General features: G+C 65.9%; 15 protein-coding genes. 12 read left to right on the top strand and 3 right to left on the bottom strand.

From position 1 onward, the window contains the following. Positions 1–328: 328 nt before the first annotated feature. Positions 329–3,784 carry a right-handed parallel beta-helix repeat-containing protein gene (locus QO015_RS21790; protein WP_370877426.1) on the top strand — a complete coding sequence of 1,152 codons (3,456 nt, stop codon included), beginning with the start codon at positions 329–331 and terminating at the stop codon, positions 3,782–3,784. Between the two features lie 93 nt (positions 3,785–3,877). On the opposite strand, the gene QO015_RS16065 is transcribed toward QO015_RS21790, so the two are convergent. After that, the gene (locus tag QO015_RS16065) at positions 3,878–4,732 is read right to left on the bottom strand and encodes a phytanoyl-CoA dioxygenase family protein (protein ID WP_266283058.1); all 855 of its coding nucleotides are present in this window, start codon (positions 4,730–4,732) and stop codon (positions 3,878–3,880) included. A 271-nt stretch (positions 4,733–5,003) separates the two neighbouring features. On the opposite strand from QO015_RS16065, the gene QO015_RS16060 reads away from it, so the two are divergent. From QO015_RS16060 to QO015_RS16010, 11 genes are all read left to right on the top strand, one after another. Continuing rightward, positions 5,004–5,933 carry a WecB/TagA/CpsF family glycosyltransferase gene (locus QO015_RS16060; RefSeq protein ID WP_266283059.1) on the top strand — a complete coding sequence of 310 codons (930 nt, stop codon included), beginning with the start codon at positions 5,004–5,006 and terminating at the stop codon, positions 5,931–5,933. 7 nt (positions 5,934–5,940) lie between these two features. After that, positions 5,941–7,425 carry a sugar transferase gene (locus QO015_RS16055; RefSeq protein WP_266283061.1) on the top strand — a complete coding sequence of 495 codons (1,485 nt, stop codon included), beginning with the start codon at positions 5,941–5,943 and terminating at the stop codon, positions 7,423–7,425. A 43-nt stretch (positions 7,426–7,468) separates the two neighbouring features. Further along, positions 7,469–8,536: a UDP-glucuronic acid decarboxylase family protein gene (locus tag QO015_RS16050; protein WP_266283063.1), complete on the top strand. Its 1,068-nt coding sequence runs from the start codon at positions 7,469–7,471 to the stop codon at positions 8,534–8,536. Then, positions 8,533–10,452, top strand: coding sequence for a glycosyltransferase (locus QO015_RS16045; protein WP_266283064.1), 1,920 nt, complete (start codon positions 8,533–8,535; stop codon positions 10,450–10,452). The genes QO015_RS16050 and QO015_RS16045 overlap by 4 nt, the downstream gene beginning before the upstream one ends. Next, a complete protein-coding gene (locus QO015_RS16040; protein ID WP_266283065.1) occupies positions 10,449–11,915 on the top strand; it encodes a lipopolysaccharide biosynthesis protein in 1,467 nt (488 codons plus the stop codon). The genes QO015_RS16045 and QO015_RS16040 overlap by 4 nt, the downstream gene beginning before the upstream one ends. Positions 11,916–12,125: 210 nt before the next feature. Continuing rightward, a complete protein-coding gene (locus tag QO015_RS16035) occupies positions 12,126–12,665 on the top strand; it encodes an acyltransferase (RefSeq protein ID WP_266283066.1) in 540 nt (179 codons plus the stop codon). Then, complete coding sequence (locus tag QO015_RS16030) at positions 12,662–13,690, top strand: Gfo/Idh/MocA family protein (protein ID WP_266283067.1); 1,029 nt, start codon at positions 12,662–12,664, stop codon at positions 13,688–13,690. The genes QO015_RS16035 and QO015_RS16030 overlap by 4 nt, the downstream gene beginning before the upstream one ends. Next, a complete protein-coding gene (locus QO015_RS16025; RefSeq protein ID WP_266283069.1) occupies positions 13,687–14,802 on the top strand; it encodes a DegT/DnrJ/EryC1/StrS family aminotransferase in 1,116 nt (371 codons plus the stop codon). Before QO015_RS16030 ends, QO015_RS16025 begins: the two co-directional genes overlap by 4 nt. Next, positions 14,803–15,807, top strand: a complete 1,005-nt coding sequence (locus QO015_RS16020) for an SDR family NAD(P)-dependent oxidoreductase (RefSeq protein ID WP_266283070.1) — start codon at positions 14,803–14,805, stop codon at positions 15,805–15,807. It begins immediately after the preceding gene. Next, the gene (locus QO015_RS16015) at positions 15,804–17,033 is read left to right on the top strand and encodes a DegT/DnrJ/EryC1/StrS family aminotransferase (protein ID WP_266283071.1); all 1,230 of its coding nucleotides are present in this window, start codon (positions 15,804–15,806) and stop codon (positions 17,031–17,033) included. Before QO015_RS16020 ends, QO015_RS16015 begins: the two co-directional genes overlap by 4 nt. 42 nt (positions 17,034–17,075) lie before the next feature. Then, positions 17,076–18,077, top strand: a complete 1,002-nt coding sequence (locus QO015_RS16010) for a hypothetical protein (RefSeq protein WP_266283072.1) — start codon at positions 17,076–17,078, stop codon at positions 18,075–18,077. A 363-nt stretch (positions 18,078–18,440) separates the two neighbouring features. On the opposite strand, the gene QO015_RS16005 is transcribed toward QO015_RS16010, so the two are convergent. Together QO015_RS16005 and QO015_RS16000 are read right to left on the bottom strand one after the other, a co-directional pair. Then, the gene (locus QO015_RS16005; RefSeq protein ID WP_266283073.1) at positions 18,441–19,217 is read right to left on the bottom strand and encodes a LuxR C-terminal-related transcriptional regulator; all 777 of its coding nucleotides are present in this window, start codon (positions 19,215–19,217) and stop codon (positions 18,441–18,443) included. Positions 19,218–19,668: 451 nt separating this feature from the next. Beyond that, positions 19,669–20,679 (bottom strand): LacI family DNA-binding transcriptional regulator, encoded by a 1,011-nt coding sequence (locus QO015_RS16000; protein ID WP_266283075.1) that lies wholly within the window; start codon positions 20,677–20,679, stop codon positions 19,669–19,671. Positions 20,680–20,812: the final 133 nt, after the last annotated feature.

Here is a 20,812-nt window from a genome sequence, read left to right as displayed (position 1 = left end):
CGCAACGACATTGCGAACCCAAATCTTCTCTGAACATCTGCTACGAGACTATCCTCGGACCTCGCCGGCATGAACTCGGCATATGGATCATCGCCCATTCCATGCGTATCAACCGAAGGCGAAACGCCTAGCGCAAAGAATTACCGAGGCCGCTCATTGGGATGATGAACCAGCCGTTTGGCCGAGGCGGCGTGCCATTTCGGCCTGTTTCCGGCGCCCGGGTGAAACGCGATGATCCGCCCTTCGCCACCGTCCGGCGCAAGGGCATGGCCGCATCCGCAAGCGAGCGGCGCGCCCGGAGCTCCGGCAGACCGTCTGCGGGGAACCCATGTCCGATATCGCGCGCCCTGGACTGCGTGTCAGCTGGCGAGCGGTCGAATGGTGGGGGGCAGGAGTTTCGCTCTTCCTCCAGACGGGGGCGATCTTCCCGCTGCTCATGGCGGATGCCGACGGCACCCTCTCGGACCCCGCCAAGTCCAAGCTCCGCCTCCTGTCCCTGCCGATCTATGGCTATACGATCCTGATTCTGCTGCGGCATCGGCAACAGTTCCTCATCGCGGCGAGGCGCAATCTCCACTTCCTGCTGCTGCTGGCGATGCCGCTTCTCTCGGTGCTGTGGTCGGTCGCGCCGTCGATCTCCCTGCGACGCGCAATCGGGTTCGTCCTCACGGTTCTCTTCGCCTATGCGCTTGCGATCCGCTTCACACCGCGCCAGCTGCTGCTTCTCGTGATGTTGACTTCAGGGGTCTGCACAGTCGCCAGCCTGCTCATGTTCGGCGTTTCGCCGCGGCTGGCCCGCATGCCGACCGACGGGACGCTGCGTGGCATCTTCCTGCACAAGAACAGTCTCGGCTGGTATGCGAGCATCACGGTCGTCACGGCATTCATCGTGCTCCTCGACCAGGAGGCCGGCTATCGCCGGACGGCGGTGGCGCTGCTACTGGCGGGACTGGCGGGGCTCGCCGGCTCGACATCGATGACGGCGATCCTTTCGACCGGCACGGCCTTCCTCGCCATCCGGGTCTACACGATCCTGCCCCGGCTCCGGGGCCTCGCCCGCGTCGCATTCATCCTGCTCGTGCTCGAACTCGGCGCCGTACTGCTGCTCGGCCTCTCCGCCTATCTCGTTCGCTTCCTCGAGGCGATCGGCAAGGATGCGACACTGACGGGCCGCGTTCCCCTCTGGGCGCTGGTCGACGAGCAGATCTCTCGGCACCTCCTCCTCGGATTCGGCTACCAGGCCTTCTGGACCGAGGCCAACGGCCGTGCGTGGGCGATCTGGTCGTCCATCGGCTGGATGGCGCCCCACTCGCACAATGGATTTCGCGAGATACTGCTCGGCTTCGGCATTGGCGGGCTGATCGTTTTCACGCTCGTCATGGTGCGCTCGTTCCGCCTCGGCGCCGCGCTCCATTGCGCCGCCCCTTCGGAGGGCTGGCTCTGGACGAACGTTCTGCTCGTGATGGTCCTGGTGATGAACCTGACCGAGAGCACGCTGCTGGTGCAGAACGACGCCATCTTCACGATCTTCATGGCGGCCGTCATCATGTGCTCGCTGCATGCGCCCAACCGGAATCTCGTCCGCCGGCCTCGATCCGCCACTCCCGCGATTGGATGGGGATCGATCCTACCCCGCCGAAGAGCCCGCATCATGAGGCCCCCCGTGATTCCGATCCTGCTCGGCGTTCTTATCCTCGGCGCTGGCGGACTCGCTGAGGCTCGGGCGGAGGGCGCGGCCAGTGTAGAAGACGCAGGGCCTTCGGGGCCCTCGCAGTGCGGCGCCGTTCCCCCCGCCTCGGATATCCTCTTGCGCCCCGTGCCGCGGCTCGGCGATCTGTCCCCGGCATCGCCGGTCTTCTACGTCTCGCCGCGAGGCGACGACCGCTGGAGCGGGCTAAAGCCGGATCCCGCCGCCGATCTCTCGGACGGCCCGCTGGCCAGCATCGAAGCGGCGCGCGATGCGGTGCGCGCCACCGGATCGCCAGGCCGGATCATCGTCGGCGGAGGCGACTATTACCTGACCAGACCGATCTTGTTCGACAACCGCGACTCCGGCCTCGAGATCCAGGGAGAGGCCGGCACCATGCCGGTACTGCACGGCGGCGTCCTCGTCGAGGGCTGGCTGCCCGAGGCCGACGACCGCTGGTCGGCATCGATTCCCGCCGGCACGGAGGTCGCCGCGCTGTTCATCGACGGAGCATCGCAGCCCCTCGCCCGATATCCCGACACACCGTCGGGCGGAGATCGGCGCGACGGCTGGCTGTTTGCGGACGCGCCTGCTCCCGACTCCGATCCGTGGCAGGGCAACACCCAGTTCCGTTATCGCGACGGCGATCTGCCCGAGCTCCAGGCCATCGACGGTCTGGTCGCGACCATCATGGGCGGGTTCAATCCGGGCAGCCAGTGGGGCAGTGACACGATGCCGGTGACGGCCATCGACGTCGACACGCGCACGATCAAGATGAAGGGGACGGGATATTTCTTCACCGGCGAAGGAAGCCGGTACTACCTGTCGGGCCTCGAGGCGTTCCAGGATGCTCCTGGCGAATGGCTGGCAGATGCCGCCGAAGGGCGCATCTGGCTCGTCCCGCCCGACACGGAGCCGGATGCAGCCCGGATCGTGGCCGGTGTCCTGCCGACGCTGATCCACCTCGACGGTGCCGACGGGATGGCCATCGCCGGATTGGCATTGCGTGATGGCTCGCCCGTGGGCACCGGAAAATTCGGGACCGACACGCGCGGCGGAGGCGCGATCCGCGTCGAACGCTCGAACGGCGTCCGCCTTCTGGGCAATGTCATCGGGAACATCGGGGTGGGCATCCATGTGACGGAGAGCCGACACGTCGAAATCGCTGGCAACGAGATAGGACCAGTCGCAGGCAACGGCATCTATCTCGGCACGACCTATGGCAGCTTCGGCCGCTCCGATGGCGCCCATATCACCTCCAATCACATTCACGACGTCGGAGAAGTCTATTTCGAAAGCGCCGGCATTTTCTTCCAGGCCGCCGACGACGTCTCCGTCTCAGGCAATCTGGTCGAGAATGCCGCACAATTCGGCATCGCCGGCGGATCGATCTGGGGTCAGGAGGACGCCGTCCATCGGGCGGTGATCGCGGACAACGAGATCCGAAACGCCAACCTTCAGACGGCCGACGGCGGTGCCATCAAGATGATGGGCAGCCAGGCCGATTTGCAGCAGATCATCATCCGGTCCAACCGCATCACCGGAACACGGGCGTTGATGAACCACGGCGACGGCACGTTCTGGCCGACGGACTATGAGAATGTCGAGGAATGGCCGAGCCCCGTCAGCTGGGCGATCTATACCGACGGCAAGGCGAGCGGCATCACGATCGAAGACAATGTGCTGATCGACAACGTGTCGGCGATCGGAATCAACGGCGGCTGGAGCAATCTCGTTACCGGCAACGTCATTGTCGGGGGCTCCGGCGCAGCTTTCAGGATCGACGACGGCACGGGCCGCGACTGGCGGCCGGACTGGGCTGAGCCCAACAGGATCGAGGGGAACACCGTGTCGATCGGAAGTCGATCGACACTCGCGGCCTCCGTCTACGAGCCGGGAAACGGGCACGGCTACGTCCGGTTCGCGGGCAACCGCTACTGCGGCGATCTGGGCGAACGCAGCTTCGACATTCGCCCCGAGATCATGGCTTCCGGCCGCTTCGGCAGTCTTCAGGCCTTGCAGGCGGCCGGCATGGACGTCGGCAGCGTGGGGCCGCCACCTCAGCGCAGATTCCGGCTTTTCGGCGGCCCGCGCTGAATCCGTCGCCTTCGGCCGTCCGGGGATCTCCGCCGCTAGCCGCGATTGGCTTTCGCCAGCCGCCGGGGAACGGCACTCAGCCTCGGCGGGGCTTCACAGCACCGACACGCCCCGTGCGGCGAGATGCGCCATCACGTCCGGATTCATCGAGGCGTCGACGGGCGCGTGCAACTGCTCGCAAGCGCTGGCATAGGCGCGCGTCCATTCGTGTGACGGACCGAACGTCATGAAGATCGCCATGCGATCGGGACCATGGGGATGGGACCGGCGCAGCAGCGCCCTCGCCTTCGAGAACGCCTTCTGCGGGTCGACGTTCAGCCGAGGCCCGATCTTCTCGAAGCCGCGACGCATGAGCTTGTCGGACAGGGAGGGAAACTGACCGACATGGTCGATCCTGATGTCGAAGACGACGGCATCCCCCGCCCTCACGGCTGCCGGCTCCACCGGCATCTCCGTCCCGTCCTTCATCCTGTGCGAACGCGGCCGCACCTTCAGCGTGGCGCGGGAAGCCTCGTCCTGGTCCTGCAGATAGAAGGCCGCCTTGTAGACCCGGAACGTCTCGTCCTCGAAGACACGGTTCCCGTCCACGATGGGGTGCTGCGTGATGTCCTTGTGCCAGGTGGACGTCGTGTTCATCATGATATCGCACTCACGGGTGAGTACGACCTTGTTCGGACTCGTGATGTCCTCCAGTAGATCGAGGACCCTGTCCGTGGTGATGATCCTTCCCACGTCCGGGACGGAGTGCATCGCCTGAACCTGAAATTTGCCGCCGTAATTGTACCAGCCGGCGGACTTCAAATGGTTTCTGACGGATTGGCGCAGCGCGGAAACCTGGTCGCTGGTCAGGACATTCCTGACGACGACGAAGCCATTTTCGGCCAGCTCCCTCTGGATGTTTGCGGAATTGCGAACCGGAACATCATTGTTCTCGACGTGATCACGCATGTCGTCCTCCCGGGCCCTGATCTGCAGTGGCGCCTTGGCCCGCGGACACGACGATTCTCCTCCCGGGGCGCGCCGGTCAAACCACGCTTTCGAGCCGAAACTCCCCAAAAAGGATAGGGAGCCGCATCGGCCACCCGCGAGCGATCCCCCCCGGGGAGCGATTTGCCTATCCCGCCTAACCGGACGGGCGAGTAGGGACGCGGCGCTGCGGAAAATATGCTTCTCGAAAGCGGCCGATGCCGGTCCGCTCCCACGCATGGAGACGCAGCCGATGCACCCCCTCAGCGCTGCCGACCGACGCGCCCTCGTCGAGGCCGCCGGCGATGAAGGACAGGTCTCGAACATCCTCGGCGTCCGCATCGCTGCGGTGAATCTCGAAAGCGCCACCGCCCGGATCCTCTCCGCCATCGATCAGCGGACGCCGGGCTATGTCTGTGTGCGCGACGCGCATGGCCTCGTCCGCTGCCAGGACGACGACGACCTGAGGGCGATCCACAACCGCGCCTTCATGGTCACGCCCGACGGCATGCCGCTCGTGTGGCTCGCCCGTCGCGACGGGCACGGCTCGGCGGGACGCGTCTACGGACCCGACCTGATGCTGTCCGTGTTCGCGGCCGGCGAGGGCCGAGGCGTCCGACACTACTTCTATGGCGCGACGCCGGCGACGATCGAGGCGCTGACGGCGCGCTTGATCGCACGATTTCCAAGGGCCCAGATCGCGGGCACGTTTTCGCCACCCTTCCGTTCGCTGACGCCGGAGGAGGAATTCGATGTCGCGAACCGGATCAACGGTTCCGGAGCCGACATCGTCTGGGTCGGCTTGAGCACGCCGAAGCAGGAGCAGTGGATGGGCCGCATGCGCGACCGCCTCGACGCGCCGCAGCTCATCGGCGTCGGTGCCGCGTTCGACTTTCATGCCGGCTCCAAGCGCCAGGCGCCCCGCTTCATCCAGCGCAGCGGTTTCGAGTGGGCCTTCCGCCTGCTCATGGAGCCCCGCCGGCTTGCGGGGCGATACGCGGTGGTGATTCCCCGCTTCATCGCTCTCACGGCACTGCAGAGGCTCAATCTGAGGCAGTTCCCGCTCGGCGATGCCGCCGCCCCCGACGCCCACGCGAGCATCGCCCGCGACGGCGAGACGGCGCGGCCGGCCGACGCCTTCGCCCTGCCGAGCCGGCCTGCATCCGGCGAGTTCGGGATGTGAGGGCAAGATGTCACTGACGACCGCTACCCCGGAAATCCTTGCGACCGTCGATCGTCGGGTAGTCGACGCCGAACTTCCCGTCGCATCGCATGACGCAACTCCCGCCGCTTTCGTCGGCGACGGCCAGACGACGGGCCACAGGCAGGCCGAGAGCAGCAGGCGGCAGACAAGCGCGGCCCTAGGCCGCTCCGCCGCGATCCTCATCCTCCTGGCGGCCGACGCGCTGGCAATGCTGGCCGCGGCTGCCTTCCTCTGGGCAACGGGGACCGCCAGCCCATATGGGGACCCGTCCTCGGCCGTTCTCGCCTTCGCCGCGATCCTCACGCTCGCCCAGTTCGCCCTCGTCGGTCTCTACCCGGGCTACGGCCTTTACGATCACGAACAGATTCGTCGACGGGCATCGGCATCGGGACGGACCGCGATTGCGGTTCTGCCTCCGCTCGTCATCTTCGGGGCGGTGTCGACTGTCATCCCCGTATCGATGCTGCTGGCTCTTGCTCTCTGCATCCAGCCGATCGGGCAGTATCTGGCCCGCCGCACGGCTCGTTCGCTGGGCATCTGGGGCACCCCGGCCACCATCTTCGGAACGGCGGACGCGAAGCGCGAGATCGCCGAGTTCTTTCGCCGCCACTGGCAGCTGGGGATCACTCCTCATGCGGACGACGCGGGCAGCGCGTCGCGGCAGGGCGAGCGGCGACTGGCCTGTCTCACCTCGTCTGCTTTGCCGTCGCTGGCCGAGATGGGCGCGCTGCGCGAGAAATTCGCAGACATCATCCTCCTCGCCGATACGCCGAACGTGAAGATCTCGGGCCTTCAGCCGTCCGCGATCGGCGGCAGCATCGGCCTCAGGATCGCCCGGGGAAATGGCAGCACGCCGCTCGCCGGCGGACGCAGGCTGCTCGATCTCGCCATCGCCATTCCCGCGGCTCTGGTTGCGGCGCCCATCGTCGCGATCGCCGCGGCCGGCATCTACGCCGTGGATCCCGGTCCGGTCTTCTTCCGCCAGAGGCGAGAGGGTTTAGCCGGCGAACCGATCGATGTCCTGAAGCTCAGGACCATGTATCGCAACGCGGAGGCACGTCTCGAGGCGCTGTTCGCGGCCCATCCGGAGATGCGGCTGGAATGGCAGGCGCATTTCAAGCTTCGGCAGGATCCGCGCATACTTCCGCTCGTCGGCCGCCTGCTGCGCGCATCGAGCTGCGATGAACTCCCGCAGTTGTGGAACGTGATCATCGGCGAGATGAGCATCGTCGGACCGCGGCCTTTCCCTGACTATCACCTGGCCGCGATGAGCTCCGAATTCCGCGAGAAGCGTTGCTCGGTCGTGCCCGGACTGACCGGCCTGTGGCAGGTCTCCGAACGCAGCGAGGCCGATCTCGAGCGGCAACGCCAGATCGACGAGTTCTACATCGACAACCGGTCCGTCTGGCTGGACTGCCACATCCTCCTCAAGACCATCCCAGCCGTGCTCGGGCGCGGCGGGGCCTACTGACGACCGACAATGAAACCCACCCGTGAGACTATGGAGCACTACGATGCATGATCGAAAGCCCGCTCTGGTGACCGGCGGTGCAGGATTCCTCGGCTCATTCCTGTGCGAGCGCCTCCTCAGGGAGGGGCATGACGTCATCTGCGCAGACAATTACTTCACCGGGTCTCGCGAGAACATCCAGCATCTGCTCGACGACCCGCATTTCGAGTTCATCCGACACGACGTGACGTTCCCGCTCTATCTCGAGGTCGACGAGATCTACAACCTCGCCTGCCCCGCCTCGCCGGTGCATTACCAGTTCGACCCGGTCCAGACGGTCAAGACGAATGTCCATGGCGCGATCAACATGCTCGGCCTCGCCAAGCGGACGGGCGCACGGATCTTCCAGGCCTCCACCAGCGAGGTCTATGGCGATCCGGCCGTGCATCCGCAGACCGAGAGCTATCGGGGAAGCGTCAACCCGATCGGCCCGAGGGCCTGCTACGACGAGGGCAAGCGCTGCGCCGAGACGCTGTTCTTCGACTATCACCGCCAGTATGGCGTAGACATCCGCGTCGCGCGCATCTTCAACACCTATGGCCCGCGCATGCACCCCGACGACGGCCGCGTGGTGTCGAATTTCATCGTCCAGGCGCTGCGCAACGAGCCGATCACCATTTTCGGCGACGGATCGCAGACCCGCTCCTTCTGCTATGTGGACGACCTGATCGAAGGCTTCATCCGCCTCATGGCGGCGCCCGACGATGTGACGGGGCCGATCAATCTCGGTAATCCGGCCGAGTTCGAGGTCCGCCAGCTCGCCGAGATGGTGGTGGCGATGATCGGCTCCAGATCGCCGATCGTCTACAAGCCGCTGCCCACCGATGACCCGACTCGGCGCAAGCCCGACATCACCCGCGCCACGCAGCAGCTCGGCTGGCAACCCACCGTTCCGCTCCACGAGGGACTGGCCAGGACCATCGCCTATTTCGACAAGAAGCTCTCCAGCGCTGTCGTCGACATGCGGTGGCATGCAAGACCTGCGCATGAGCCGGCCTTGTCCCTCGTCGGCAACGGCGCCTATGCGCTCCGCGACGCCGCGGTCGCCGACATCGCGCGGCTGCCCACATGAGCGACGCGATCATGGGCCGAAAGCCCCGGCTGGCCTTCTTCCAGTGGGACCACCAGCCCAATGCCGGAGCAGCGAACTATTTGCTGCTCCACATGCAGCAGCATGTGAAGTGCCTCGCGCACCACTTCGAGGTCACGGTCGTGAACAGCGACTGCGACTATGACGAGGTGTGTGACAGGCTCCGGCCCGATCTCACCCTGTTCGAGAGCGGCTACCGCTCCCATGGGTCGCGCCGCATCAGCATCGCCAACACACATCGTCATCCGGGGATCCCGAAGCTCGGCCTGCACAACGGGGACCCGTGGTGCGACCGACGCTCGGGGTTTCTCTCGGACATGGACCATTGGGGGGTGGAGACCTTCTTCTCGATCAGCACCCTGATGCCCGCCTATACGCCGACCATCGCCGCCAACACCTTCGTCTGGCCCAATGCCGTCGATCCCGACATCTTCCATGACTACGGGCAGGAGAAGTCCGTTCCGGTTGCGCTGACGGGGCAGTCCTACGGGCTCTATCCTTGGCGCCAGAGCGTCTTTCCCGCGATCATCCAGTGCTTTCCCTGCTTGGTCTCGCCCTCTTATGCCTATGAAAGCAAGGCGGCATCGCGTCTGCTTTCCGGCGAACGCTATGCGCGCGCGCTCAACGCCTCCTTTGCCGCGCCGACCTGCGGAACGGTCGGCGGTGAGGTCGTCCGCAAGCACTTCGAGATTCCCGCCTCGATGGCCCTGCTCGTCACGGAGCGCACCGCCGGCCTCGAAGCGGCAGGCTTCCGCGACATGGAGAACTGCGTCTTCGCAGACCACCGCGACGTCATCGACAAGCTCGACCATCTCTTCGCACGGCCGGACGAAATGCGGCGCATCACGAAGGCCGGATACGACCTCGTCCACTCCCGCCACACTCTGGCGCATCGGCCGCAGATCCATCAGTGGTTCACGCTTCGCCAAGGCCTGCCGGCCGACGAGATCATCATCCAGAACGGCCCCTTCGGCGATCTCGTGCGCGCGCGGCGCGACGAGGGGCGCGCCAGCGCGCCTGTCGCCGCCGGGGGATTCGACCGGGTTCTGCTCGAGAAGGCGGCAGCCAATCTGAAGCACGGGCGCATCGGTCCGGCACACGAGGCCTATGCGCGCTGCCTCGACTACGTCTCCTACATGCCCGAGGCGAAGTTCGGGCTCGGACTCTGCGCGCTTCGGGAAGGCAATGCCGTCGAGGCTTGCGTCCTGTTCGGCGCGCTGGTCGATGTCACGACCGGCGCCTATGGCGCGGCCGATCCCGATCCCGTCGACTGGGCGTATTACCTGCTGTCGCTGGTCTGCGCCGGAAGACTGGACGAAGCCGCGCGCCTTCTCGACAGCTACTCCACCCTGTCACATGCCGAGTTCAACAGGGTACGCGCCCTGGTGGACCGTCTCTGGCCACGACAGCGCAGATTGCAGATCGCGGCGCGAAACCGCCAGAGCGTCCACATGGTGGCGGTTCGCTCGGATGGCGAGTGGCTGCGCTGGGTCTGCGATACGCTGCGCCGCTGCGGTCAGGCGGCGCTGGCCGACAGCCTCGGCCGAGGCGACGATGCGACGTCACCGCCAGGACAGCCACCCGTAAGGCTGCGCGGCAGCGTGTCGCCGCCGATTCAGCGGCTGCGGTCGCAGCTCTATGCAGGCGTGGACCGCATCGTGGCGGCGGCCGCCTTCGAGGACGCGAGGCCGACCGTGCCGCCGGCGCCCGAGTTCCGCTATTTCAGCCACCTTGCGCGAAACCTGGCGCGCGCGGCTCTCGGCGGCCGCCAGGCGCCTGCGCGAGCCACCCTCGCCCGTCTGGTGGAGCGCGTACGGAGCGGACGGGCGCGCAAGGCGCAGGTCCGGACACGCGCCATCCAGTTTATAGCAGTGCGAGTCGTCGGAGTGCCGCCGTGAACGGCATCCGATCATCCTTCGTCTTCTCGGTCGTGGAGAAATACCTGTCGCAGGTCCTGCTGATCGGGACGACGGCTGTGATGGCTCGCCTGCTGACACCCGCCGAGACGGGACTTTTCCTGACGGCCAATGCCGTCATCCTGCTCGCCGACAATTTCCGCACCTTCGGCGTCGGAACCTATCTGGTGCAGGAGCGACAGATCGACAGGGCACTGGTGCGCTCGGCCTTCACGCTCACGCTGCTTCTCTCGTCCTTTTGCGCCACCCTGACCTTCGCGTCCGCCGACGCGGTCGCCTCCTTCTACGGAACACCCGAGCTTGCGCCGCTGCTTGCAGCGTCATCGCTCGCCTTCGTGCTCACGCCGTTCAGCGGCCCGATCATCGCTCTGCTGCAACGCGAACTCGCCTTCGGCCGGATCGCGATCATCAATGTTACCTCGGCGATCGCGGGATCGGCCATCACGATCTGGCTGGGCCTCAACCATCACGGCGCGATGAGCTTCGTCTGGGGGTCGGTCGCCACGAGCGCGCTGATGGCCGTCCTCGCGCTCGTGATGCGGCCGCAGCTCTCGATCTTCGTTCCGTCGCTGAGCCACATGCGCCGGATTCTGTCCTTCGGAACCTGGTCCTCGCTGATCACCATCCTCAACATGGCCTATGACCTCCTGCCGCGGCTGATGTTCGGCAAGATCCTGGGCTTCGATGCGGTGGGCCTTTATTCGCGCGCCCTGACGATCAGCCAGCTGCCGGATCGCATGCTGGTCTCCGCGCTGCAACCGGTGGTGCTTCCGGCGCTCTCGGCCCATGTCCGCGCCGGCGGAAATCTCAAGGAGGGCTATCTCCGCGGGGTGAGCCTGACGACGGCGGTGCACTGGCCCGCATTGGTGATGCTGGCCCTGCTGGCCGATCCGGTCGTCCACGTCCTGCTGGGGCCGCAATGGATGGCGGCCGCTCCGCTGGTGCGGGTCGTCGCACTCGCCAATCTCGCGCTCGCGCCTGCCTTCCTGACCTTTCCCGTGCTGGTCGCCGCCGAACGCATCCGTGATGCCCTGCTCGCGAGCCTCATCAGCCTGCCGCCGTCGTTCATCCTCGTCATCGGCGCGGCATTCATCAGCCTGGAGGCCGTCGCGGCCAGCCTGCTGATCGTCGCTCCGCTGCAGATGGCCGTCGCCTACGCCTTTATCCGTCCCGCCATCTCCCTGACCTGGCGTCAGCTCTGGCGTGCGCTGCGGCCAAGCATCGTTCTGGCTCTCGGGACCGCGCTGCCGCCCAGCTTCGTCGTGGTGCTGTCTGGCCAGGGCTTTGCGCTGGACGGACTGATGACTGTCCTCGCCGTCGCGGGCGGAGCCGCCGGATGGCTGGCGACGCTCCTCAGCATCGAACACGCCGTGAAGGGAGAACTCGTCGGAAGCTTCCGCCTTCTGCTTGACCGTTTCGCGCGAGCCCGCGTGCCGGCCGAATAGCGCCGGCGTCTCGGCAGACCCGTGTGGGCGGCGTTCGCGGCGGACGAAGGACCGGGCGGCTACGAAAGATCATTCCCTAAGCCAAAGGGATTAGAGGGACAACACCAACGGGCAGCGTCCTTTTTCATCGGCTCCAAAATCCACTGATAGCGGATAGTCTGTATAAATCCTGAATAATTCGCAGTAAAATCCCAAATGGAGCGGATTTATATGCCGATCAATTCGAGCATTATTTCGGAAGACGTCGTCGTTCTCTACCCTGATCTCGTTAATATCTATGGATGCGAGATCGGCGCCGGCACCCGAATCGGCCCCTTCGTCGAGATCCAGAAGGGCAGCACGATCGGCCGCCGCTGCAAGATCTCGTCGCACTCCTTCGTATGTGAAGGGGTCACGATCGAGGACGACGTGATGGTCGCGCATGGCGTGATGTTCACCAACGGCCTCTATCCGCGCGCGACGAATGATGATGGCACGCTCCAGCGCGACGGCGATTGGGAATGCACGCCGACACTCGTTCGACGCGGCGCCTCCATCGGCTCGAACGCGACGATCGTCTGCGGCGTGACAATCGGGATCGGCGCGCTGGTCGGCGCGGGCGCGGTCGTCACACGCGACGTGCCGGACTATGCGGTCGTCGCCGGCGTCCCCGCCAGGGTGATCGGCGATGTGAGGCATCCGGCCGCCTCCGGGCGGCACCCCAACCGGCTCCGCGCCTCGGCCGCCGCCGTCGCAGGAGTCGCGTCATGACCGGCATCGGCGTCATCGGCTACGGATACTGGGGACCCAATCTCGCGCGCGCCATCAGCGAGGTCGAAGGGGCGACGCTCTGCGCGGTGGCCGACGCCTCGCCGGCCGCGCTGGCACGAGCCGGACGCAGACACTCTGGCACCGAACTACTCGCCGACTGGAGGGCGTTGATCGCCTCGAGCGCCGTCGAGGCCGTGGTCATCGCCACACCCGTCCACACGCATTTCGAGATGGCGCTCGCGGCGTTGCAGGCCGGCAAGCATGTGCTGGTCGAGAAGCCGATGACCGACAGCCCGATGAAGGCGCAGCGGCTGGTCGACGAGGCACGGCGACGCTCGCTCGTGCTCATGGTGGACCACACCTTTGTCTATACGGGCGCCATCATGACGATCGGCGAGATGATCGCGAGCGGAAAGATCGGCGATCTCTATTGCTACGACTCGACGCGCGTCAATCTCGGCATTCTCCGGAACGACGTCTCGGTGATCTGGGACCTCGCCGTCCACGACTTCGCGATCCTCGACTTCCTGATGCCGTCGCGTCCGGTCGCGATCTCGGCCAGCGCCGCGGCTTTCCTGCCCGATCGCCCGGACACGATGGCCCACCTGTCAGTCTTCTACGAGGACGGCGCGATGGCACATCTGAACGTCAGCTGGATGTCGCCGGTCAAGATCCGGCAGACGATGATCGGCGGGCGCCAGCGCATGATCATCTATGACGACATGCAGAACAGCGAGAAGGTCAAGGTCTATGACCGCGGCGTCGACCTGGCGGCTCAGGAAGGAGACATCCGAGAGCAGCGGATATCCTACCGGACCGGCGAGATGTGGGCACCCGCGATCCCGGCCAAGGAAGCGCTGGTCACCGAGATCGAACATTTCGTCGCCGCGATGAACCATGGGACCCCGGCGCCATCGGGCGGGGAAAGCGGGCTGCGCGTGGTCGAGATGCTGACGGCCGCCAGCCGTTCCGCCACGCTGCGCGGCCACCCTGTGGAACTCGGGACCTTGAGGAAGGCATCATGACCCCTTTCCTCGATCTCCGCGCCCAGTACCGGGCCATCGGCCCCGATCTGGAACGAGCCGTGATATCGACCATGCGCGCCGGAACCTTCGTTCTCGGCGAGCCGGTCGAACGGTTCGAAGCCGACTTCGCGCGATATTGCGGGACGTCCTTTGCCGTCGCCGTCAATTCCGGCACCTCGGCGATCCACCTCGCCCTGCTCGCGGCCGGAATCGGCCCCGGCGACGAAGTCATCACGGTCTCCGCCACCTTCGTCGCGACGACGGCCGCGATCGTCAATGCGGGCGCCACGCCGGTCTTCGTCGACATCGATCCCGTGACATGGACGATGCGGCCCGATCTGATTGCCGCGAAGGTCACCAGTCGAACCAAAGCGATCATGCCCGTCCACCTGCACGGGCGCCTCGCCGACATGGCCGCAATCACCGCGCTCGCGCAGCGGTTCGGCCTCGTCGTCATCGAGGACGCGGCGCAGGCGCACGGCGCCGAGCGGGCCGGAGTCCGGGCCGGCGCCTTCGGCGACATCGGCTGCTTCAGCTTCTACCCCGGCAAGAATCTCGGCGCCTGCGGCGAAGGCGGCGCGATCACGACCAACCGCGCCGACATCGCCGCCGCGGTCCGCTCGCTGCGCGACTGGGGCCAGGAAGGCAAGTACAATCACGTCCGGCAGGGCTTCAACTTCCGCATGGACGCAATCCAGGGGGCGATCCTCGGCGTCAAGCTGCCGCGGCTCGACGAGTGGAACGGTGCCCGGCGCAGAATCGCCAATGGCTATGGGCGCGCGCTGTCGTCACGCGTGTCCGTGCCGTCGGGGCCGATCGGGATGGACCACGCCTGCCACGTCTATGCGATCCGCGTCCCCGACCGCGATGCCATCCGTGCAGGGCTGGACGAGGCGGGCATCGCGACGGGCATCCACTATCCCTGCCCGGTCCATCTGCAGCCGGCCTATCGCTGGCTCGGATACGGCGCGGGCGACCTGCCGCAATCGGAAGCGCTTGCGCGCGAGACGCTGTCGCTCCCGCTCTATCCGGAACTCCCCTCGGACGATGTCGACGCGGTGATCACCGCGCTTACCACGCTGACGGCCGAACGGCTGGCAAGGACCGCCTGAATGGCGAAGGAGACGGCAATGCTGTTCGGCAAACAGATCCTCGTGACGGGAGGGGCGGGCTTCATCGGCTCCCACATCGTCGACCACCTCGTTGAGCTCGGTGCCCGCCGGCTCGTCGTCGTCGACAACATGGTGCGGGGCAATCGCGCCAATCTCGGCTCCGCCCTCGCTTCGGGCCGGGTCGAACTCGTCGAGGGCGACATCCGGGACGCCGAGCTGATGGATCGGCTGGTGTCGGGCACGGACGTCATCTTCCATCAGGCGGCGCTGCGCATAACCCACTGCGCCGCGGAACCGGACGAGGCCATGTCGGTGATGGTCGATGCCACATACCGGCTGCTCCGCCTCGCCGTCGAGCACAAGGTGCGCAAGGTCGTGATGGCCTCCTCGGCCTCGATCTACGGCATGGCCCAGAACTTCCCGACCACGGAAGAGGACCATCCCTACGCCAACAGGACCCTCTACGGCGCCGCCAAGTCCTTCGGCGAGGGTTTGCTTCGCTCTTTCAATGACATGTACGGCCTCGACTATGTCGCGCTCCGCTACTTCAACGTCTACGGGCCGCGCATGGACATCCATGGCCGTTACACCGAGGTCATGGTCCGGTGGATGGAGCGGATCGAGGCCGGCAAGCCGCCGCTGATCTTCGGCAACGGCCTCCAGACGATGGATCTCGTTCACGTGACGGACGTCGCACGGGCCAACATCCTGGCCGCGACCGCCCCGGTCTCCGACCGGGTGTTCAATGTCGGCAGCGGAACGGAAACATCGCTTCTCGGCCTCGCCGGGATCTTCGCCGCGGTCATGGAGAAACCCGAACTCATCCCCGAGCATCAGGGCGAGCGCGCGATCAATCCGGTACCGCGCCGCCTCGCCTCGACCCGCGCCGCAGAGGAGAGGATCGGCTTCAGAACGACGGTGAACCTCTCCGAAGGCATCCGCGAACTCGTGGAGTGGTGGCGCACCGCCAAGGAGACGAAGATCATGCAGGAGATGGCATCGTGATCCCGATCGCAAAGCCGCTGCTCGGGCCGGAGGAGGCCGAGGCCGCCAGCCGGGTGGTCCTCTCGGGATGGCTGACCCAGGGCCCGCAGGTCGAGGCCTTCGAGGAGGAGTTCGCGGCGCTCGTCGGCGCCGACTTCGCCTGCGCGGTGGCCAACTGCACCGTGGCCCTGCATCTCGCGCTGCTCGCACTTGATGTCGGCCCCGGCGACGAGGTGATCACCGTCAGCCACAGCTTCATCGCAACCGCCAACGCCGTCCTCCAGTGCGGGGCGACGCCCGTCTTCGTCGACATCGAGCAGGACGGCTTCAATATCGATCCAGCTCTGATCGGCAAGGCGATCACGGCGCGGACAAAGGCGATCCTCTGCGTCCACCAGATGGGCATGCCGTGCGACATGGCCGCCATCATGCGGGTCGCGCGGCGCAGGGGCCTGCCGGTCATCGAGGACGCAGCCTGCGCCATCGGATCCGAGATCCGCGTCGACGGGTCATGGACGCCGATCGGCAGGCCGCTGGGCGACATCGTCTGCTTCTCGTTCCACCCCCGCAAGGTGGTCACCGTGGGCGACGGCGGCATGCTGACGACACGCCGCGGCGAGTGGGACGCGAAGTTCCGGCTCTGGCGCCAGCACGGCATGTCGATCTCCGACCGCGCGCGACATGGCAGCGCGCAGGTGGTCGTCGAGACCTATCCCGTGCCGGGCTTCAACTACCGGATGACGGACGTCCAGGCGGCGATCGGGCGGGAGCAGCTGAAGCGGCTGCCCGGCATCATCGGAAAGCGGCGCCGCCGCGCCGAACTCTACCAGGCGGCGCTCTCCCGGATCGAGGGCTTGAAGCCGCCTGTCGAACCCGAATGGGCCCTGTCGAACTGGCAGAGCTATTGCGTGTCCCTCGCACCCGAGATCGATCAGCGTGCGGTCATGCAACATATGCTCGACAAGGGCATCGCGACCCGCCGCGGCATCATGTGCGCCCATATGGAGCCGGCCTACGCCGCGCAGCCGCAACGCCATTCGCTGCGGCGCTCCGAGATGGCCCGCGATCATTCCATCATCCTGCCGCTCTATCCTCAGCTGACCGAGGCCGACCAGTTGCGGGTGATCGAGACGCTCTGCGAAGCGCTCGCCGCCGCTCCCCGGTCGCGGCCGGCGCCGGCACGCCAGCCGCTCGGCGAGCGGCGCCCACCATCGGCCGACCCGGATTGGGCCCGGGCGCCGAACTGACACCCATTGCCGCCAGGCAACGCATGCGGAGACGGCAGCGCCATGACCTCTCAGGCCACCGAGCATGACGACCGGCCGGAAGCACTCCTCGACAGCATGTCGCGGCGGATCGGCATTCTGGAACTCGACCTCGGCGGGCGTGCCGTGGTGACGGAAGCCGCTACGGGCGCCTATGCCACGACGGCCGTCATCGCCGCCCTCGCCGGTGCAAAGGTCAATGCCTGCGCTCGCGACACGGCAAGTCATGGCACGGCTCGCGAGGCGATCGAGGCGACGCGCGCCCTGGCGCGCCTCGCCGGCGTCGAAGATCGGATAACCTTCTCCTTCGGGGTGCCCGACGAGGTCTTGTGGCGCTGCGACATCCTCACGAATTCCGGCCGCATCCGGCCGATCACCGCGACGCATGTCCGGCTGATGCCGAAGTCCGCGGTCATCGCTCTGATGTTCGAGGCGTGGGAATTTCGCGACGGCGACATCGATCGGAATGCCTGCCGCGACCGTGGAATCCGCATCGTCGCCGTGAACGAGCGGCATCCGGATGTCGCCGTTTTTCCGTTTCTCGGCCCGCTCTGCGTCCTGCAACTGTCCGAGGCCGGTTTGGACGTCCCAGGATGCGCGGTGGCCGTCCTCTGCGACAATCCCTTCGCGCCCCATCTGCTCGAGGGGCTGGACCATGCCGGCGCGCGCGCAACGCTCTTCCTCACCCCGGAAGCGCTCGGCGCCGGCCCGTGGCATGCGGTCGTCCTCGCGCTGACGCCGGACGGCGCTCCGCTCGGCGCCGCGGACCTTTCGGCGATCGCCGCGCGGGCCCCGGGGGCGCTCGTCACCCAGTTCTGGGGTGATGTCGACCGCAAGGCGGCAAGCGCGCTCGCGATCCGGATCGCGCCGTCCGCCGCCCCGGCGGCCGGTCACATGGGGATTCTGCTCAACCGGCTGGGCCACGAACCGATCGTCCGCCTGCAGGCAGGCGGACTGAAGGCGGCGGAAATCGTCCTCAGCGGCCGGGAACTGGAGTCGGGCGGCATCGCCGAACTGGTAACCTGACAGCGCGTGAGTTCAAGCCATCGCCGTCGCTCGACAAGGGCGGCGGTGCATTCGGCTGCGCGCGCTGCCGGTCGCAGAGGGTGCCTCATGATCGGCGTCGTGCGCCAGCGGCGCGGGAGCGCTCGTGGACAGCTGCCCGCGACCAGCGGCGCGGTTGCACCATTCGCGGACGGAGCTGACGCCGCTGTTGCGGCGATCCGCGCGGCATATCACCCGAAACGGGGGAAGACCGCACCCGCCGGGATCGCGGAGCGGTGCAAGAGCAGCTGAGGCGCGTCGAAACATCTCGGCGCGCCTCGGCGCCATCGACCGGAGAGCCTTTGACGGACGGGGTGGAGCGGGCGGTTCGCCCACCCGCCACCGTCAGGGGCGGTCGCTCTCCGACGGAAACATGTCGTTGGTCAGGAAGGCGACCTCGGTCCGGTTGCGCGCGTTGAGCTTCTTCATGATGTTGCGGATATGCACCTTGACGGTGCATTCCCCCATATTGAGCTCATACGCGATGAGCTTGTTGGGCTGGCCGCGACGAAGCGCCTTCACCACTTCCGCCTGACGTGCCGTGAACAGCCCGCGCTCGTTTTCCTTGCGCAACGCGGCCTGGTCGAAAGACGTCCGGCTTTTCAGCAAGGCACTGGCTGGAATGAATGTTCCGCCGGCACGCACCAGGCGGATGGCCTCGACCGCAACTTCGAGACCGATGCTGCTCGGAATGAACCCGCGACCACCCTTCTCGATGGTGTCCATCATCTGGTCGGGATTTTCATTGTCCGACATGACGATGCAAAGCGCATCGGGATCGATCGATCTGACGGTGGCGAGATCCCTGTGAATGGCCAGTTCCGTCGCCTTCGCGCCCGAAGCACAGAGGAGAACGATGGCCGTCTCGTCCGACCGTCTCGCCTCGCCCCACTGGGCTACACCGTTGAACGACTTGATTTCGTAGTGTTGTTCGATCTCACGCAGACATCGCGCCAGGCAGTCCCGCGCGAACGCATTCTCGTCGAGGATCGAGATGCTCTCTCGGGTTTGGGCCAGTATCCTGGAAGTAAAAACGTCACCATCGCCCGATGTCGGAGCCCCCGACCGACCCGCTATCATCCCGTTTTGTTTCGGGATGGTGTCCTGTCCACTGATAGGCATTTAGCGTATCTCCCCTGCTACACCGCTCTGCCGTCGCCCCCCGAAAATTGATTAGCGCTGAAAAATCCAAGCGACTTATGGATCCGCAGTGCCTTGGTTTACCTTATACTTACAACTTAGGCGAAATGTCGCGATTTATCAACCCGCGCTGCGCGACCACATATCGACACTTTAGGATTATGCGAGCCCATCCTCCGAAAGGAGGATGTAAGAGAGTTAATGCGGCAATCTGATCACAGAGTCTAGCGAGACGCGCCGTTTAATAAAGGCAAACGAAGACATACAATGCTGCAATGCACATCATATGCTGCAATGCAACAAATCAAATTGTTACGCACAAATACATTTTGATCTCTATGGAGTATAGAGTTTTTGACTCTACACAACCATTCGATTGAGCCCGCACTGGCCGCCGGATTGACCCGATGCCGGGCGCGCATTGCAGTGGGCATCAGTCCGTCAGAGGGCGGCTCGACTCTCGGACCTTCAGTGCGGGCTGCGCCACCAGAACCGTTCCGGGGCCGGCGATAGCCCCGGCGAGGCGGCCGAACAGCCGCTCGGCCGCCAACTCGGTCATTTCGACGATCGGCTGGGCCATTACCGTCATCTTCGGCGAGAAGGCCGTCGCCCAGACCACGTCGTCGATCGAGGCGACCGAGATGTCCTCCGGGCAGCGGAACCCCTGGTCGGAGAGCGCCTTCATGACGCCGATCATCGTGTGGTTGCTGGTCGAAACAATTGCCGTCGGCCGCGGCCGCCGCGCGAGCAGCATTGTCGTCGCACGATAGTCGGGCTCGGGCTGATAAGCGCCACGGGCGACGAGATCGTCGTGGTAGTCGATCGCGTGTTCGGCCAGCGCCTGTCGATATCCGGCGAGCCGTTCCTCGGCGATCGACATCGAGCTGGGGCCGGTCACGATGCCGATCCGCCGATGCCCCGCCCGCACAAGATAGTCGACGATGCCGTAGCTGGCGGCGCGGTTGTCGAGCACCACGGCGTCGGCGTCGAAGCCCCCCAAGGTCCGGTCTATGAGCACGACCGGCATGGTTGCCGCGCGCGAAAGCTCGGCGACATAGGCCTCGCCCGATCCGCTCGGGACGAGGATGACGCCATCGACGCGCTGCCGCCGCATCAGATGCAGGTCGCGCAACTCCTTCGCCGGACTGTCGGTGGTGTTGCAGAGGAGAAGCGCATAGCCCCGTGCGTCGCAGGCTATCTCGATGGCGCTCGCGACTGCCGAGAAATGCGGATTGGTGATGTCGGGCACGATCAGTCCGATCGTGCGTGAGCGGCCCGTCTTGAGGCTGCGCGCCACCGCGTCGGGCACATAGCGGAGCTCCTCGACCGCCTTCAACACCTTGGCCCTCAGCGCCGGACTGACCGGCGCGGTGTTGTTCAGCACCGTGGATACGGAACCGATCGACACGCCGGCATGGCGGGCGACGTCGCGCAGGGTCGTCAATTGACGGTCACTCCTTGTCAGGTTCGGGCTGTCATGATAGACATCGCTGAAACGTTTCGGAAGGGCTCACCCCATCCTAATGCCATGAAAAGTCGTATGATTGCCAAGCGACGGAAAATAGGAAAGCCCTTCT

The sequence above is a fragment of the Kaistia geumhonensis genome, assembly GCF_030815145.1.
Taxonomy (GTDB): Bacteria; Pseudomonadota; Alphaproteobacteria; order Rhizobiales; family Kaistiaceae; genus Kaistia; species Kaistia geumhonensis.
This window is presented reverse-complemented; position numbering and strand designations above follow the sequence as displayed.